The organism is Mesoflavibacter sp. (assembly GCF_964226795.1).
In the GTDB taxonomy this organism is placed as follows: domain Bacteria; phylum Bacteroidota; class Bacteroidia; order Flavobacteriales; family Flavobacteriaceae; genus Mesoflavibacter; species Mesoflavibacter zeaxanthinifaciens.
The window spans coordinates 37940-54292 of the sequence record NZ_CAXQQP010000007.1 but is presented as its reverse complement, the minus strand read 5'-3'; the positions used below and the strand labels follow the sequence as shown (position 1 = coordinate 54292).

13 protein-coding genes are annotated in these 16353 nt (G+C 33.0%); 5 read left to right on the top strand and 8 right to left on the bottom strand.

The window, feature by feature from the left end; all coding sequences use genetic code 11:
- Positions 1-34: 34 nt before the first annotated feature.
- Complete coding sequence (locus ACEQT4_RS05465) at positions 35-424, bottom strand: DUF423 domain-containing protein (RefSeq protein WP_027880876.1); 390 nt, start codon at positions 422-424, stop codon at positions 35-37.
- A gap of 109 nt (positions 425-533) precedes the next feature.
- Between ACEQT4_RS05465 and ACEQT4_RS05460 the strand changes: the two genes are divergently transcribed.
- Positions 534-1898, top strand: a complete 1365-nt coding sequence (locus tag ACEQT4_RS05460; protein ID WP_027880875.1) for a saccharopine dehydrogenase family protein — start codon at positions 534-536, stop codon at positions 1896-1898.
- Between the two features lie 191 nt (positions 1899-2089).
- Entirely contained in the window at positions 2090-2560 is a 471-nt protein-coding gene (locus tag ACEQT4_RS05455) for an Lrp/AsnC ligand binding domain-containing protein (protein WP_027880874.1), read from the top strand.
- 191 nt (positions 2561-2751) lie between these two features.
- Here ACEQT4_RS05455 and ACEQT4_RS05450 read toward each other — a convergent pair whose 3' ends face one another.
- The 3 genes from ACEQT4_RS05450 to ACEQT4_RS05440 all read right to left on the bottom strand — a co-directional run bounded on the left by ACEQT4_RS05450 (position 2752) and on the right by ACEQT4_RS05440 (position 7794).
- On the bottom strand, positions 2752-3459 hold the full coding sequence (locus tag ACEQT4_RS05450; RefSeq protein WP_370226437.1) for a Bax inhibitor-1 family protein: 708 nt from the start codon (positions 3457-3459) through the stop codon (positions 2752-2754).
- Positions 3460-3556: 97 nt separating this feature from the next.
- A complete protein-coding gene (locus ACEQT4_RS05445) occupies positions 3557-4267 on the bottom strand; it encodes a zinc metallopeptidase (RefSeq protein WP_370226436.1) in 711 nt (236 codons plus the stop codon).
- A 512-nt stretch (positions 4268-4779) separates the two neighbouring features.
- On the bottom strand, positions 4780-7794 hold the full coding sequence (locus tag ACEQT4_RS05440) for a leucine--tRNA ligase (protein ID WP_370226435.1): 3015 nt from the start codon (positions 7792-7794) through the stop codon (positions 4780-4782).
- A gap of 127 nt (positions 7795-7921) precedes the next feature.
- On the opposite strand from ACEQT4_RS05440, the gene ACEQT4_RS05435 reads away from it, so the two are divergent.
- The 3 genes from ACEQT4_RS05435 to ACEQT4_RS05425 all read left to right on the top strand — a co-directional run bounded on the left by ACEQT4_RS05435 (position 7922) and on the right by ACEQT4_RS05425 (position 9377).
- Positions 7922-8797 carry an ABC transporter permease gene (locus ACEQT4_RS05435; protein ID WP_027880869.1) on the top strand — a complete coding sequence of 292 codons (876 nt, stop codon included), beginning with the start codon at positions 7922-7924 and terminating at the stop codon, positions 8795-8797.
- A 138-nt stretch (positions 8798-8935) separates the two neighbouring features.
- Positions 8936-9079: a hypothetical protein gene (locus ACEQT4_RS05430; protein WP_155912670.1), complete on the top strand. Its 144-nt coding sequence runs from the start codon at positions 8936-8938 to the stop codon at positions 9077-9079.
- 40 nt (positions 9080-9119) lie between these two features.
- Positions 9120-9377: a DUF3098 domain-containing protein gene (locus tag ACEQT4_RS05425; protein ID WP_027880868.1), complete on the top strand. Its 258-nt coding sequence runs from the start codon at positions 9120-9122 to the stop codon at positions 9375-9377.
- Between the two features lie 8 nt (positions 9378-9385).
- Here ACEQT4_RS05425 and ACEQT4_RS05420 read toward each other — a convergent pair whose 3' ends face one another.
- The 4 genes from ACEQT4_RS05420 to ACEQT4_RS05405 form a co-directional block, all read right to left on the bottom strand.
- The gene (locus ACEQT4_RS05420; protein ID WP_370226433.1) at positions 9386-10510 is read right to left on the bottom strand and encodes a glycerate kinase; all 1125 of its coding nucleotides are present in this window, start codon (positions 10508-10510) and stop codon (positions 9386-9388) included.
- A 3-nt stretch (positions 10511-10513) separates the two neighbouring features.
- The gene (locus ACEQT4_RS05415) at positions 10514-12220 is read right to left on the bottom strand and encodes a sodium/solute symporter (RefSeq protein WP_370226432.1); all 1707 of its coding nucleotides are present in this window, start codon (positions 12218-12220) and stop codon (positions 10514-10516) included.
- Positions 12221-12231: 11 nt separating this feature from the next.
- A complete protein-coding gene (locus ACEQT4_RS05410; RefSeq protein WP_370226431.1) occupies positions 12232-13542 on the bottom strand; it encodes a trehalase family glycosidase in 1311 nt (436 codons plus the stop codon).
- Positions 13543-13626: 84 nt separating this feature from the next.
- The gene (locus ACEQT4_RS05405) at positions 13627-16293 is read right to left on the bottom strand and encodes a TonB-dependent receptor domain-containing protein (protein WP_370226429.1); all 2667 of its coding nucleotides are present in this window, start codon (positions 16291-16293) and stop codon (positions 13627-13629) included.
- Positions 16294-16353 lie beyond the last annotated feature (60 nt).

Sequence of the window (16353 nt, the reverse complement as noted above, 5' to 3'; positions counted from 1 at the left end):
AAATTTAATATAAATTAACGCTAAGTAAAACTTGTTAATTCTCTTTATATTTTAAAAAGTTTATTAACAATATAGCCCAAGCTGCTATTAATAAAGCGCCACCTATTGGTGTTATTAGTGCTATTTTGCTAAAATCAAAACCTGTTAAATCATTTGTAGCTAGACCATATATTGAGCCTGAAAAAAAGATAACACCTACAAATACTAAATAGAATATTGTTGATTTTGTTTTTTCTGAAATCTTATCAATAAGCCCTATAAATAACAAGAATAATGCGTGATACATTTGGTAACGTACACCAACTTCAAAAGTTTGCAATTGCTCTGCATCTAAAACTTCCTTTAATCCATGAGCCCCAAAAGCACCGATTATTACGCTTGTTAAACCTAAAAATGAAGCTAAAATTAGAATTCTTTTATTCATAATAATTTAATCTTAACACAAAAATACAGTAAGTATTTATTAAATTCGTATAAAAATATAAGATACTTTAAAAATATTACATAAAAATTAAAAATAGTTAATAACCTTTATGCGACATATATTAGTTATAGGTTCCGGAAAATCAACCTCTTACTTATTCAAATATTTATTAGAACAATCTGAAACTGAAAATCTGCACATTACCGTTGGTGATTTAGACATTGATAATGCTAAAAAAATGATTGGTAATCATAAAAATGCTACAGCTATAACTCTAGATGTCTTTGATAAAAACTCTAGAGAAGATGCTGTTAAAAAAGCAGATATTGTTATCTCTATGCTACCTGCAAGATTTCATATAGAAGTTGCTAAAGATTGTGTGACCTACGGTAAAAATATGGTTACAGCATCTTACATAAGTGACGAGATGCAAGCTTTAGACCAACAAGTTAAGGATAAAGGTTTAGTTTTTATGAACGAAATTGGTGTAGATCCTGGTATTGACCACATGAGCGCTATGCAAGTGATAGACCGTATTCGTGATAAAGGCGGAAAAATGATACTATTTGAATCATTTTGTGGCGGACTTGTAGCGCCAGAAAGTGATAACAATCTTTGGAACTACAAATTTACTTGGAATCCAAGAAATGTTGTTGTTGCAGGACAAGGTGGCGCTGCTAAATTTTTACAAGAAAACACCTATAAATATATTCCTTATCACAGATTATTTAGACGTACCGAATTTTTAGAAATTGAAGGTTTTGGACGCTTTGAAGCTTATGCTAATCGCGATTCTTTAAAATACCAAAGCGTTTACGGATTAGATAATATCAGGACATTATACAGAGGTACAATGCGTCGTGTAGGATTTTCTCGTGCTTGGCAAGCTTTTGTTTTATTAGGCATGACAGACGATAGCTATACCATAGATGATAGTGAAAACATGAGCTATCGCGACTTTGTAAACTCTTTTTTACCATACAGTCCAACAGACTCTGTAGAGCTTAAATTTAGACACGCATTAAAGATAGACCAGGATGATATGGTTTGGGACAAGTTTGTAGAGCTTGATATTTTTAACCCTAATAAAATGGTCGAACTTAAAAAAGGAACACCAGCGCAAATCCTTCAAAAAATATTAATGGATAGCTGGACACTAGCACAAGAAGACAAAGATATGCTAGTGATGTATCACAAATTTGGATACGAGTTAGATGGTAAAAAACACCAAATAGACTCGACAATGGTTTGTTTAGGCGAGGATCAAACCTACACAGCTATGGCAAAAACAGTAGGCTTACCCGTTGCAATAGCTACATTAGCCATATTAAATAAAAAAATTACAACACCAGGTGTACAACTTCCAATAAACAAAGAAGTGTACACACCAATTCTTGAAGAATTAGAAAATTATGGTATAATTTTTAAAGAAACCGAAGTACCTTATTTAGGGTATAACCCTTTAAATATTTAAGATTATTATAGCGTTACCGTACCGAAAACATCGGTACGGTCGGGCTATTCATTGCAATTCCTCGCTCGTACCTCGCTGTGGGATTTACATTACTATCCCTAACGCGCTAGCCAAAGGTAATTACACAAAATAAAGTTTTAGTTTAAAACAAAATACTTACTTTTATCTTTTAAACTATAAGCTTAAATCTTTTGAAAACTTCAAATAACAATATTATCATAGACGGTATTGACAAGAAAATATTACGCGCACTTATGGAAGATGCCCGTACACCTATATTAGAAATTGCTAGACAAGTTGGTATTTCGGGCGCTGCAATACACCAACGTTTACGTAAGCTAGAAAAATCTAAACTTATTGCTGGATCTAAATTTGTCATAAATCCTAAAGTTTTAGGCTATACTACTATGGCGTTTGTTGGGATTTATTTAGATAAAGCCATTAGTAACCCGCAAGCTGTAAAACAATTACAAAAAATACCTGAAGTTATCGAGTGTCATTATACTACAGGTAATTGGAGTATTTTAATTAAGATTCTTTGTAAAGACAACTCGCATTTAATGCACTTATTAAATAGTCAAATTCAATCTATAGAAGGCGTATCTAGAACAGAAACATTTATTTCTTTAGATCAACAGATAGAAAGACAAATTAAAATCTAGATTCTAGATCGCTACGCTTTTAGAATAAAGAGAAAAGAACAAAAAAAAACACCTCAAAATTTTAAAATTTTGAGGTGTTTTTTTGCGTTAAGGATTGAGCAACTGTCGGAGCACATCTTTGATTGCGACTTGCGAAAGCCTGACGCACTTTTGCCATTAAAAGCAAAAGTGTGTAACGCCCAAACATTAATCTAGTCTCTGGACATAAATAATTGAAGTATATACCAGAATAATAACATTACTGAAGCAAATATACCCAAAGCTGCACCTACGTATTGATCACCAGTATATTCATATTTTACTTTAGATGTTTGATATAAAATTGCTGCTCCAGCAAACACAACCATTCCTACAGAAAACCACAGTCCTAAATCAAAACCAAAAATAGTTCCTGCAACGATTAATCCAATTGCTACAAAGCTTCCTATAACCAAACCTGTTTTAAGGAAAGAAAAATTCTTATTTGTCATGAATACTGTAGCTGTTAAACCTGCAAAAAGGCAAAGTGTAATTATTGCTGCTTGAGTTAACATTTCTGATCCTGTAGAATGATATGCCGCAAGATATATCATTGGTAAAAAAATGATTGCTTCTAAAAGCACATAGAGTCCTAATCCTAAGTATTGGGTTTGTTTTGAAGGATTATGAGCAAGTTTATCTGCCATACTACTTCCAAACCAAAAAAGACCCAAGACTATTAACCAAGAAAAGCTACTTCCAAACATAAGGTTAATTAATGAAATAACTGCATCTTCAAACATACCTATAAAGATATACTCTAGTAGTATAAAGGCTAAAATTGCCAATGCAACGTGAGTATAAGTTTTACGATAAAAAATAGCTTTTTCGCTATCTTCTAAATTGCCAACTAATATTGGACCTTGAATTTGATTTTCCATATAAAAATTATTGTTTAATTAGATTTTAAATATAAACAAAAAATCCGAAGAAATCGTTTTACTCTTCGGCTTGATTTATAATCTAATACTTATTTGTTTAATCTCGACTTCCAAATACTTGTAATGCCCAATATAGTAATGAGGCTAAAGCACCAATTGCTGCAACTAAATAGGTTCTTGCTGCCCATTTTAAAGCATCTTCACTACCTTTATATTCTTCTGGAGTTACCATATTTTTAGCTTTTAACCATGCTAATGCACGGTTACTTGCATCGTACTCTACAGGTAAAGTGATAAAACTAAATAAGGTAGCAAATCCCATCATAATTAATCCAGCAACTGCTACATAAAAACCACTACCGCCTAAAGCATTAGATGCCATTAATACTATACCACCAATTACAACCCATTGTGACATACTTGATGTAACTTGCACAATTGGCACTAGTTTAGATCGCATCGTTAAATATTGATACGCTGTAGCATGTTGTACAGCGTGACCAACTTCGTGAGCTGCTACTGCTGCTGCTGCTGCATTGGCATGACTGTATACTACTTCACTTAAATTAACGGTTTTATCTACTGGATTGTAATGGTCTGTTAATTGTCCTCTTGTAGAAATTACTTTTACATCTTGTATACCATGATCGGCTAACATTTTTTCTGCTATTTGTGCGCCTGTCATTCCGTTGCGTAAATGTACCTTAGAGTAATGTGCAAATTTTCGTTTTAATTGACTACTTACCATACCACTTATTAATGCAATAACACCTATTAGTATGTAGTAACCCATATATCCTGTAAACATGTTTTTCTCTTTTTAATATTAATGATTTAAATATAACAAAAAGTAAGCCAATTTAATGTTAGGTAATTTTGTCAGATTTTTGCTTTATCAACTTTGCTTTCTGAATTACCATTACAGGATAACTTGTCACTTCCAGTGAATTATTGTACCTATTAGGTTTTAGGTTTTAATAAAAATAACCTCATCTATTGCTCAAAGTTCTCGATACAACGCTCCTTACGTCGCGCCACTCGAACTGACGCATTGGAATTAAAACTATCCGTCACTTCGAGTGATTTGTGAGGTACGAGCAAATTGTATCGAGAAGTATAAAAAAAGCCTTCAAAAATTATTGAAGGCTTTTGTGGTATTTTTAATCATGTCATGTCGAACTCACGTGAGACATCGCACACGATATGTAATAATTATGTGATTTCTCCTAGCGTCGAAATGACTCAACGTTTTCTTATTTAAAACTCCTATGAACTCAGTGTGATATTTTATCCAAAAGAGATTCCTGCTTTTGCAGAAATTTATCCTACGATATTCACAATTTTACCTGGTACAATAATTACTTTTTTAGGTGTACGACCTTGTAATTGTTCTTGTGTTTTTTCGTGAGCCATAACGGTTTTTTCTATTTCGTCTTTGCTCATATCCAATGGTAATTCAAGTGTAAAACGCATTTTACCGTTAAATGAAATTGGATAATTCTTACTGCTTTCTACTAAATGTTTTTCTTCAAAAACTGGGAAAGGCGCTGTAGAAATTGACATTTCATTACCTAATTGATGCCATAACTCTTCTGCAATATGTGGTGCGTATGGCGATACTAAAATTAGTAATGGTTGTAAAATATCGCGACTTGTACATTTTTGCGCCGTCAGCTCGTTAACTGCAATCATAAAAGTAGATACCGATGTATTGAAAGAGAAATTCTCAATATCTTCTTCTACCTTTTTAATGGTTTTATGTAAGGTTTTTAAGTTGTCTTTTGTAGGTTCTGCATCGGTAATTTTTAAACCGTTATCGTCTACGTATAACTTCCATAATTTTTTAAGGAAACCATGCACACCTGTAATACCAGCAGTATTCCAAGGTTTTGCTTGTTCTAACGGACCCAAAAACATCTCATACAAACGTAAGCTATCTGCGCCGTAATCTTCACAGATTTGATCTGGATTAACCACGTTGTATTTTGATTTTGACATTTTTTCGACTTCGCGATAAACTTTAATTATAGTTTCTTCATTTATATCATTACTTTCAACAATATTCTCTCCGTCAAAATAATTTGCGTTTCTCAGCAATTCATATCTATTGTCATTAGTCATTTCTGTTAAATTCAATTGATTATTTAAAGTCACATAACTAATATCAATATTTGTTGTCTTAAAAGCATTGTAGTATAAATCATACCCTTTTAACCTAGAGTTAAAGTCTTTGTGAAACTCAAGTTTCTCTTTTAAAAATTCCTTTAATTTAGGAGATAAATATTCTATCTTTCCTGACTTGTGTTTTAGCTCATCAAAAAACTGTTTAGTGATTATTAACTGAACAAAACCATTTTCATTTTTATCATTCTTGACAAATCTACCTTCAATAACATATAAGAAAGCACTTTCTCCCAAAATCATTCCTTGGTTTATTAGCTTTTTAAAAGGTTCGTCTACGTTTACAAAATTTCTATCTTTTAAAAACTTAGTCCAAAAACGTGCATATAATAAATGTCCTGTAGCGTGCTCGCTTCCGCCAATGTATAAATCTACATTTTCCCAGTAGTTAAGTGCATCTTCGGTTGCAAATGCGTTACCACGATTGGCTTGTTCTTCCATATATCTAAAGAAATACCAAGAACTTCCTGCCCAACCTGGCATGGTGTTAAGCTCTAAAGGAAATACCGTTTTATCGTCTATTTTATCGTTGCTAACCACTTGGTTTAATTGCATATCCCAAGCCCAAACATCTGCACGACCCAATGGTGGCTCGCCAGTTTCGGTTGGTAGATATTTTTCTACTTCTGGTAAGGTAATTGGCAAGTGTTTTTGGTCTATCATTTGTGGCATACCATTAACATAATACACCGGGAAAGGTTCTCCCCAATAACGCTGACGACTAAATACTGCGTCGCGTAAACGGTAGTTGGTTTTTCCTTGTCCTTGTCCAATTTGTTCTAGCTCAAAAATAGCGCGTTTGGTTGCTTTTTTGTAGTTCATTCCGTTAAGGAAATCGCTATTAGCTATCACGGTTTTTTCTTTATCTGCAAACGCTGCTTCGCTTATATCTACACCTTCAAAAATATTTGGGATTTCGATATTAAAATGTTTAGCAAAATCGTAATCACGTTGGTCGCCACAAGGTACAGCCATTACTGCTCCAGTACCATAACTAGCTAGTACGTAATCTCCAATCCAAATTGGGATTGGTTCTTTTGTAAACGGATGCTCTGCATACGCACCTGTAAATGCACCAGAAATGGTTTTTACATCTGCCATACGGTCGCGTTCGCTACGTTTTGCAGTTGCTTCGATGTAAGCGTTTACCTCATCTTTTTGTTCTGGTGTTGTAATTTTTGAAACCAAATCGTGTTCTGGCGCTAAGGTCATAAAACTTACGCCAAAAATAGTATCTGGTCTTGTGGTGAACACTTCGATAGTTTCATCATGATCTTTTACGTTGAAAGTTACAGATGCTCCAACTGATTTACCTATCCAGTTACGCTGACTTTCTTTTAACGCATCTGTCCAATCGATGCTATCTAAACCTTGTAATAATCGCTCTGCATACGCCGAAATACGCATAGACCATTGTGTCATTTTTTTACGCACAACAGGATGACCGCCTCGTTCTGACACACCATTTACAATCTCGTCGTTAGCCAAAACGGTTCCTAAAGCCGGACACCAATTTACTTCGGTTTCGGCTAAATACGTTAATCTGTATTTTAATAATATGTCTTGTTGTTTTTCAGATGAAAAGGCTTGCCATTCTTCAGCAGAAAATGTTTCAACTGTTTCGTCACAAACAGCGTTAACTGTTGTATTTCCTTCTGAAGAAAAAAGTGCTTCTAATGTTGAAATGTCTTCAGCTTGATCTGTATCTACGTTATACCAAGAGTTGAACAGTTGAATGAAAATCCACTGCGTCCATTTATAATACTCTGGATTACTGGTACGTACTTCTCTACTCCAATCAAAAGAAAATCCAATTTTGTCTAACTGTTTTCTATAAGTAGCAATGTTGGTTTTTGTTGTAATTGCAGGATGTTGTCCTGTTTGGATAGCATACTGTTCTGCCGGTAAGCCAAAGCTATCATAACCTTGCGGATGCAATACATTAAAACCTTTATGGCGTTTGTAGCGTGCATAAATATCACTAGCAATATACCCTAACGGATGTCCAACATGTAATCCTGCTCCAGACGGATAAGGAAACATGTCTAACACGTAATATTTAGGTTTTTCGCTGTTGTTTTCGGCTTTAAAAGTTTCGTTTTTGGCCCAATACTGTTGCCAATGGTCTTCTATCTTTTTAAAATCGTATTGCATCTTGTTGTTTTTCGGCTTATAAAAGGGCAAATTTAAACTTATTATAACAATGTTGAAAGTTTAAACGTTGTAAACATTAAGCAATCCAAAATATTTATATTTTTACGGTATAATCTAACATCGTTTTATGAGTTCATCTTTTGACAGATATCAAAAAAGACGTTTAATTTCGTCTTATTTTTCAGTTGTAATTAGCATCGCTTTAGTACTTTTTCTATTAGGAATTGTTGGCTTTTTATTGCTTAACGCGAAAAAAGTAACCGATTTTATGAAAGAAAACGTAAACGTCACGGTATACTTAAAAGACACTGCTAAGGATGTTGAAATAAAACAACTTGAAAAAAGTCTAGCGCTTGCAGACTATGTAAAAACAACCGATTTTGTATCTAAAGACGACGCTGCAGAAGCAATGAAATCTGAATTTGGTGACGATTTTATGGATCTAGTTGGTTATAATCCTTTACAAAATAGTATTGATGTAAAGTTGAAAGCCGATTTTTTAACTAACGAAAAGTTAGAAGAATTAACTGCTTTAGCACAAGAAAAAAGCTTTGTAGACGAAGTTAAATACGACGAAAGTCTTGTTGAACTTATTAATAGCAACGTTAAAAAAATAAGCTTTTGGGTGTTGTTACTTAGTGCTATCTTCACTTTAATTGCTGTACTTTTAATTAATAGTTCTATTAGATTATCTGTTTACTCTAAACGATTTACTATTAAAACCATGCAAATGGTTGGTGCTACAAAAAGCTTTATACGCAGACCTTTTGTTTGGAAAAGCATAAAACTTGGTATTCTTGGTGCTGTTGTAGCATTAATAGGACTTGGTTTTGTTGTTTACTACGTCGATAAAATGTTTCCAGAATTAGCACTTAGACAAAGTTTAGTCTTAATTGGTGGTTTATTTTTAGCCGTTTTCTTATTAGGGATTATAATCACTTGGATAAGTACACATTTTGCTACACAACGTTTTTTAAATTTAAAAACTGACCAGTTGTATTAAACAACTTTAACAGCTTTTAACGTTAGCGTTAACAATACTTCACACAATAGCACGTTATCTTTACTTAACCAAAAAATTAAGTGCGACTGACCATACCATTACATTAACAAATTTAATTAATCCCTAAAATTAACGGTTATGAAAAGAGTAACGTTTGTATTGATAGGTCTTATAGCAATTGTAATTTACATTGCCAAAGCAAAACCAGAAGCTAATAATAAAGTAGCACAAGTAGAAAAGGTAAGTCCAAAAAAACATACCATTAAACATATATATGATTAATTTAAAAAGTTTAAATTTGTCTTATAAATAATAAATCATCGTGGGCGAAAGTAAAAACAAGAACAAAAACAATCTTAAAACCGAATTGGTTTTTAAAAAGCACAATTATAAGTTTATGTTCATAGGTCTTGCTCTTATGGCGCTTGGATTTATACTTATGTCTGGCGGTGGAAGTGATGACCCTAATGTGTTTAACCCAGAAATTTTTAGTTGGAGACGCATTAGACTAGCACCAACATTGGTTATTATTGGTCTTGGCGTACAGGTTTATGCAATACTATCTAAGCCTAAAAATTAATCTACCCTTTATAATTTTGATTTAAGTATAAAATCTTTAGTGATTTGATTTAAATAAGTCTCTGTATTTGCTAAAGCATCTTCAAAGTTTTTTGCTTTATCCATAATGGATGCGCTGTATTGTATGCCTATTTTTTGAAGTGCCTCTTGACTTAAATCTACACTACCACAAAATGTTGCTACTTTAATCCCTTTTGATTTTGCAGATTTTAAGATACCATCTATTGCTTTACCTGAAAGTGTTTGACTATCTAGCTTGCCTTCTCCTGTAATAATCCAATCTGCGTTTTTTATTTTATTATCAAAATCGGCTATTTGTTTTACTAATTCTATTCCTGGTGATAGTGTTCCGTTTAAAAAAGTTACGCAACCTGCACCCATTCCGCCAGCTGCTCCTGCTCCAGAAATGTCTTGAACATTTGTATTGAAATGAGCGTCTAAAACTTTTGAAAAACTTTGAAGACCTTGATCTAAAAATTCAATATCATTTTTTGAAGCACCTTTTTGTTTTGCATATACATGCGCTGCACCATTTGTACCAAAAAGCGGATTTGTGACATCGCATGCTATTTGTATGCTAACTGATTTTAATTGTGAATCTACATGCGTATCATCAATAGATTTAATATTAATTAGCTCTCTACCAATTGGCTTCACTTGGTTATTAGTTTCATCTAAAAAACGATATCCTAAAGCGGTTGCCATACCAATTCCGCAATCGTTAGTAGCACTTCCGCCAATTCCTAAAATGATGTGTTTTGCACCTTTATTAATCGCATCGAGAATTAATTGTCCGGTACCAAAGGTTGTGGTATTCATACAATTTTGCTCTTCTGGTTTTAAAAGCTTTAAACCTGATGCTTCAGCCATTTCTATAAAAGCTGTTTTAGACTCTTCGGCATATAGATAGTTTGCCTTTACCTTATTAAATACCGGATTATTAACTTCAACTTCTATATTGTTTCCGTTAAGGTAATAATTAACAACTTCAATAGTACCATCTCCTCCGTCTGCTAAAGGCACGTTAATGACCTCTGCATTGACGGTTTGCTTTAAAATTGGTGCTACGATGTTACAAAACTCTAAGCCTGTTAATGAGCCTTTATATTTATCTGGTGCTAATATAATTTTCATTTTTTAGCTTAAAATATTAGGTAGAAATGAACTTACTATAAGTATAAAAACAAAGAATGAAATTAGTATAATACTTTCCTTTTTAAATAGGTCTTTAAAGCTAACTTTATAGTCCATCTCTATTTGTTTTACAGGTACTTTATGGGTTAATTTACTCACTAAAATCGCAACTAAAATTGCTATTATAAATCCTGTAAGATTGTACCAAATCCAAAAAATATCAGGCACATTATTATATCCTAAATCTGCTAATGCTAAATGAATAGAATCTTGACCCGAATAAAACTGACCTTGTGTAAAAAAGTAGACTAACTCTGGTAAGTATTTAAAAATAAGGTTAACTGCTACCGATGTTATAATGGCAGCATTCATACCAATATGATTAACTTTTTTTAAGAATATTGCAATAACAAAAGCGGCTAATATTGGTCCATAAAACAAGGATGTAATAGCATTAATAAGCTCTATAACTGTGCTTTGGCTATTACCAAAAAGATATGCTGCAAGTATACAAACTACACCCCAAAAAACAACAAGCCCTTTAGATAACACCATATAGCGTTTTTCGGACAGCTTGTTTTTTCCGCTATTAAAAAAATCTTCGATAGTTACAGCACTTAACGAATTAATGGTAGAACTTAACGAAGACATTGCTGCAGATAAGATACCAACCATTAAAATACCGATTAGTCCGTTTGGCAAATATTTGGTAATAAATACAGGCATCATTAAATCTGGTTTTATACCAGAAGCTGCATATTCTGCAGGATAATGCACACGCGTTGTTTCTTGTATGCTTTGGTAAAACTCTGGAATATTACTAACTAAATAGCCAATAATTAATCCCATAATACAGTATACCAATACTACAGGAAATCTTAGCAGTCCATTAGCCATTAAAAGTTTTCTAATTGTACCTTCGTCTTTTGCAGATAATAAGCGTTGTGCTTGGGTTTGGTCTGTACCGTAGTACGATAAATACAAAAACAAACCACCTAAAAGCATTGGCCAAAAGCCATATTCTTCACCTTGGAAAATTCCTAAATTAGACAGATCTATTACCTGTAATCTTTCGGTATTAAAACCTGTAAATGTTCCGGTATCTTCCATTAAAGAATAACCAACAATAAGGCAAATTATTAATCCTGAAAACAGAATTATCATTTGTATTGCGTCGCCCCAAACAACAGCTTTCATACCACCTTGATACGAATAGATAAGTGTTACAATACTTATAATAATTAACGTCCAATGAAAACTTATACCTACTACAGCTTGTATAATTAACGCCATAGTAAATACCATTACACCTGTTCCTAAAGCTCTACTAATTTGAAAAACAACACTAATTAATTTTCGAGTGGATTTAGAAAAGCGACGTTCTAAATATTCATAAATACTAACAATACCAGATTTGTATAAAGGTGGAATTATGAAAAACATTATACCAATCATAGCTAGAGGAACACCAAACTCAAAGGTTAACCATTTTAATCCTCCGTTAGCTTTTAAACCAACAAAAGCTGGTGCTGAAATAAAGCTAATGGCAGATAATTGGGTTGCCATAGTTGATAAACTTAGTGGAAACCAACCTAAGCTTTTTCCTCCTAAAAAATAATCTTTAGAATCTTTATTTTCTTTGAAGAAATAGCCCATAGCCACAAAACCTATGAGGTAAACAATAATAATGGTGTAATCTAGCCAATTCATTTAGTTGCTTTTTAGTCTTTTAATAAATCTAGTAATAATGCTGCACTCCAAGAAAAGTTATTCCCTCCGTAACCAGCATTTTCTGTTACAGATTTTCTAGAATCGAAATATTCGTAGAAACCATATTTTTCGATTAGCGTAATAGAATCTTCTTTTACACGATTAGCAATATCTGTAAACCCATAATTATTTAGGCCATTATAAAGCATCCAATTAAGATTTATCCAAATTGGTCCACGCCAATATTTTTTAGGATTAAACCTATCACTTTCTGGGTCGAAAGATGCACAAAGATAACGGTCTTCTCCTCCAAACTTTTTAATTAGCGTTTTTACCATTACCTCAGCATGTTCTTTTGTTGGTATATTGGAAAATAAAGGTGCAAAAGATGAAGACGAAAGATGTTCTATCTGCTTTTCGTTTCTTAAATCGTAGTGTACGTAACCTCCTAATTTTTCGTTATAAAGCTTTTCGTTAAATCTTGTTATTGCCTTTTCTTGCCAAGCTTTTAATGTACTTATTTTATCTTCGGAATCGCCAATCATTTCATACAACTCAATTAATGCTTCGTTAGATTTAATAAGCATAGCATTAAATAATGGGTCTTGTACTAAGAATGGTGATAATTCTGCAATTTTTGCGTCATCATAGTTATGCGCTTTTGCAATTTCAATTAAATGAAGATAGTAATCATACTCTCTATTTGTTGGTCTTTGTGCTGCATCGACGTGTGTGGTATCTCGTCTTTCAAACTTATAGTTTGGCGGATCCATAGTCTCCCAAATATCGTCCCAAATTGGTGAATTGTCTGTACCAGATTCCCAATTATGATATATGAAGACTAATCCTTCTTGATTTGGGTCTCTGTGGTTGTAAAAATGTTGATGGTTAAAAAAAACTTTATCTATGTTTTGCTTGATAAAATTTAGCATATCCTCTTTATCATCTACAATATCATAAATTTCTTTAAGCACAAATCCCAGTACTGGCGGTTGCGTCATACCAGTTGTTCTATGACTTTTAGATGCTAATGGATGAAGTTTTGATAAGTGAAAATCTGGACCAGGAAAATAGGTGTCACTATCGTTATGAAATACGATGTGAGGAATAAATCCATTTTCCCATTGTGCGCTTAATAACGCTTCTATTTCTCGTTTTGCTTTGTTACTATCGTAATGGGCAAATCCGATAGCTATGAAGCCTGAATCCCAATTCCATTGAAAAGGATATAAGCCTTCACAAGGTATTGTAAATCCTTTATCTTCATTAAAATTAGCATCAAGAATATGTTTTGCTTTTTCTTGTAGGTTGTCTTTACTCATAGTTTGGTTTAATATAAAAATTGTAAAAAAAGCATCGGCATTACGATAAATAATACCAATGCTTTAAGACATAATTAAATAATTTTAGAAATTAAATGTAGTGGTAATAAATAATCGTCTTGGTAATATTGGTCTTCCGTAAAAGAAGTCACCATCTGCAGATTGTCCTGCAATACCAGCTCTTGGATTTCCTTCTGTAAGTCCAGAACTATCAAATAAGTTAAATACAGAGAATCCTACTCTTAAATTGCTATTGTCTTTAGTTTTAAAAGTATATCCTGCACCTAATCTTGCTATAGTAATTGCGTCTAACTCTACGTTATTAGTATCGTCTGTAAATTTTGCACCAGTATGGTTAAGTGAAAATAAAGCGTCAAACTGGCTATTGTCATAATTTAGAGCAAACGATCCTAAAAAGTTAGGTTGCCTTCCTATTTCATTTCCTTCGTTAATTGTAGTGATGCCTCCATTAACTAAATCTTCAGTTTGATTTGTTGTAATTTCATGATTTTGATACGTTAATGTTGCTGATGCTGTAAATGCATCTGTTATTTTATAGTTACCAGTTGCTTCTAGTCCTAATGTTTTTGTAGATTGTTCGCTACGACCTTGGTCTACTAACTCTCCGTTAACAATTGCTTGATCAATTCTAATACGATCACTTAACCCTACGTAATAAGCTGCAGCAGAACCTGAGAACTTAGATGTACCAAATTTTGCTCCTATTTCTCCTTGTAAAATTGTTTCAGCGTCATAATTTGTGTCTCTAATTCCTGGTTTTGGTGCAAAACCACGTTGTTGTGGGAAAAAGAATCCTCTTGAGAAGTTAGCGTATAAATTTGTAGTTGCTGTTAGTTTATATAAACCTGCAAGTGATACAGCCCAATCTGTTGCTTCAATTTCACCTGTTGTAAATGTACCGTCTGTATATCTTACGTTTTGAAGATCTGAAGTTAAATTAGCATCATCATAAACTTGGCTTTCTGCTAAGTTTCCTCTTCTAAATGTTCCCTTTGTAGATTCTATTCTAAAACCAACATCAAAACGCCATTTATCTAAAACCATCTCGTCAGTAATATAAAATGCTGTTCTACTTTGGTTTAAAAAGTTATTAGTTGTCATACCTATTCTGTTATATAAACCTCCTTGAGAGTAAATAACATTATCTCCACCAGCATTTGTATAACTTAAGTTTATAAGACGTGGATTATTATTAAATTCTGAAAGTACTCTATATTGATAATTAACATCTTCTGCTTCTGTACGTGCCAAGAATGTACCCGCTGTATAAGTATGTATACCGTTTTCTGATTTAAAAACTAAATTAGCCTCTCCAGAATAGTCTGTCATTGGTCTTAATCTATCAATGTGTAAATTTTCAATTACTAAATCATTACCATTAATTTGTTGTCCTGATCCACCTAAATATTTTGCAGTATAATCTATGTTATTTGGTGCCACAGCAGACACATAATCTGATAAAGTAATTGGGTTACCATAATTACCGTTACCTCCAACATATAAAGCAAAATTGTGTTGATAATTAGCATATTTTACTTTAGACTTAAATTTTAAATTATCTGTTAAATCGTAATTAAAGTCTGCTAAAATATATCCTCCTTTAGTGTAAACACCATCTCCTATAGGGCTGTCATAATTTCCGCCAGGTGTTAAAAAAGATGTGTTAGCCAATTCTCCTGTTAATAAAGATTGTACCTCATCACCATCATTACCATTTAATCGCTCTCTTGATCCTCCTTGAAGAGGTAAAGGCATAAAAAATTGTGCGCGGTCATTTATAAACTGACCATGTACTGTAAAAAATCCTTTATCAAATTTTTGTTTAATATTAGCTCTTAATTGAAACCCTCTAGTATCTAATCCTGTATCTATAGGACCTTCGTCTTTTCTAACAAAACCAGTTACTGCATAGTAAGTATTCGAGTCTTCTCCTCCTAATTGTCCTCCTGAGTAGAATTCAGTTTTTAATCTTCCATCTGTACCATACTCTAAATTAAGGATATTTTCATCATTAGAATCTCCTGTTTTACTAGTGTAATTAATAATACCTGCTACAGAACCAGCACCGTATAAAACTGCGGCTCCACCTCTAACAAATTCTACGCCTTTAAATCCTAAATCTGGTCTAGCATACACATCATGAGCAGAAGAGTTAAGACCAAACGTACTCATTAATGGCATACCATCGTATTGTAATGGATTAAATACGTATTGCCCGCCAGAAGGTAAACCTCTTACAAAAAGGTTAGTAGCTGTTTCTCCTCCACCACCTTCTGCAGTAATACCAGGAATACTACGTAAAACATCTGCTTGGCTATTTGCAGATAACTTTGTAATGTCTTTTTGTTTAACAGAGCTTATAGACATTGGTGTCTCTTTTTGAGATCTAAAAGTAGAAGACGCTGTAAGTACAACTGTTTCTAATGCATTTTCTCCTTCTTGTAAAACAACGTTAATATTCACTTCACTGTTATTACAATCAATACTTTGTTCAAAAGTATCAAAACCAACGTAAGACACTTGTAAAGTCTGTTGACCTGTCAAACTTGTAGTAAACGTAAAATTACCCTCAAAATCTGTAACAGCTCCAAAGTCACTATTCTTAATAATAATATTTGCTCCCATTATAGGCGTATTATTTGCATCTGAAACTTTTCCTTTAATGACAGTCTGAGAAAAGGCAGAAATAATACTAATCATCATTAAAGATGTAAGTAAAAATTTTTTCATGTTAGTTATATATTTTGTGTTAGTGAGGCTAAAATATTATCAAATAGTTAAATTTTTATC

Excerpts from the sequence above, each read along its gene's own strand:
- ACEQT4_RS05420 (WP_370226433.1), bottom strand. The coding sequence starts at position 10,510 with ATGAAAATTATATTAGCACCAGATAAATATAAAGGCTCATTAACAGGC.
- ACEQT4_RS05445 (WP_370226436.1), bottom strand. The coding sequence starts at position 4,267 with ATGTTTACAGGATATATGGGTTACTACATACTAATAGGTGTTATTGCA.
- ACEQT4_RS05440 (WP_370226435.1), bottom strand. The coding sequence starts at position 7,794 with ATGCAATACGATTTTAAAAAGATAGAAGACCATTGGCAACAGTATTGG.
- ACEQT4_RS05465 (WP_027880876.1), bottom strand. The coding sequence starts at position 424 with ATGAATAAAAGAATTCTAATTTTAGCTTCATTTTTAGGTTTAACAAGC.
- ACEQT4_RS05460 (WP_027880875.1), top strand. The coding sequence starts at position 534 with ATGCGACATATATTAGTTATAGGTTCCGGAAAATCAACCTCTTACTTA.
- ACEQT4_RS05430 (WP_155912670.1), top strand. The coding sequence starts at position 8,936 with ATGAAAAGAGTAACGTTTGTATTGATAGGTCTTATAGCAATTGTAATT.
- ACEQT4_RS05415 (WP_370226432.1), bottom strand. The coding sequence starts at position 12,220 with ATGAATTGGCTAGATTACACCATTATTATTGTTTACCTCATAGGTTTT.
- ACEQT4_RS05435 (WP_027880869.1), top strand. The coding sequence starts at position 7,922 with ATGAGTTCATCTTTTGACAGATATCAAAAAAGACGTTTAATTTCGTCT.
- ACEQT4_RS05405 (WP_370226429.1), bottom strand. The coding sequence starts at position 16,293 with ATGAAAAAATTTTTACTTACATCTTTAATGATGATTAGTATTATTTCT.
- ACEQT4_RS05450 (WP_370226437.1), bottom strand. The coding sequence starts at position 3,459 with ATGGAAAATCAAATTCAAGGTCCAATATTAGTTGGCAATTTAGAAGAT.
- ACEQT4_RS05410 (WP_370226431.1), bottom strand. The coding sequence starts at position 13,542 with ATGAGTAAAGACAACCTACAAGAAAAAGCAAAACATATTCTTGATGCT.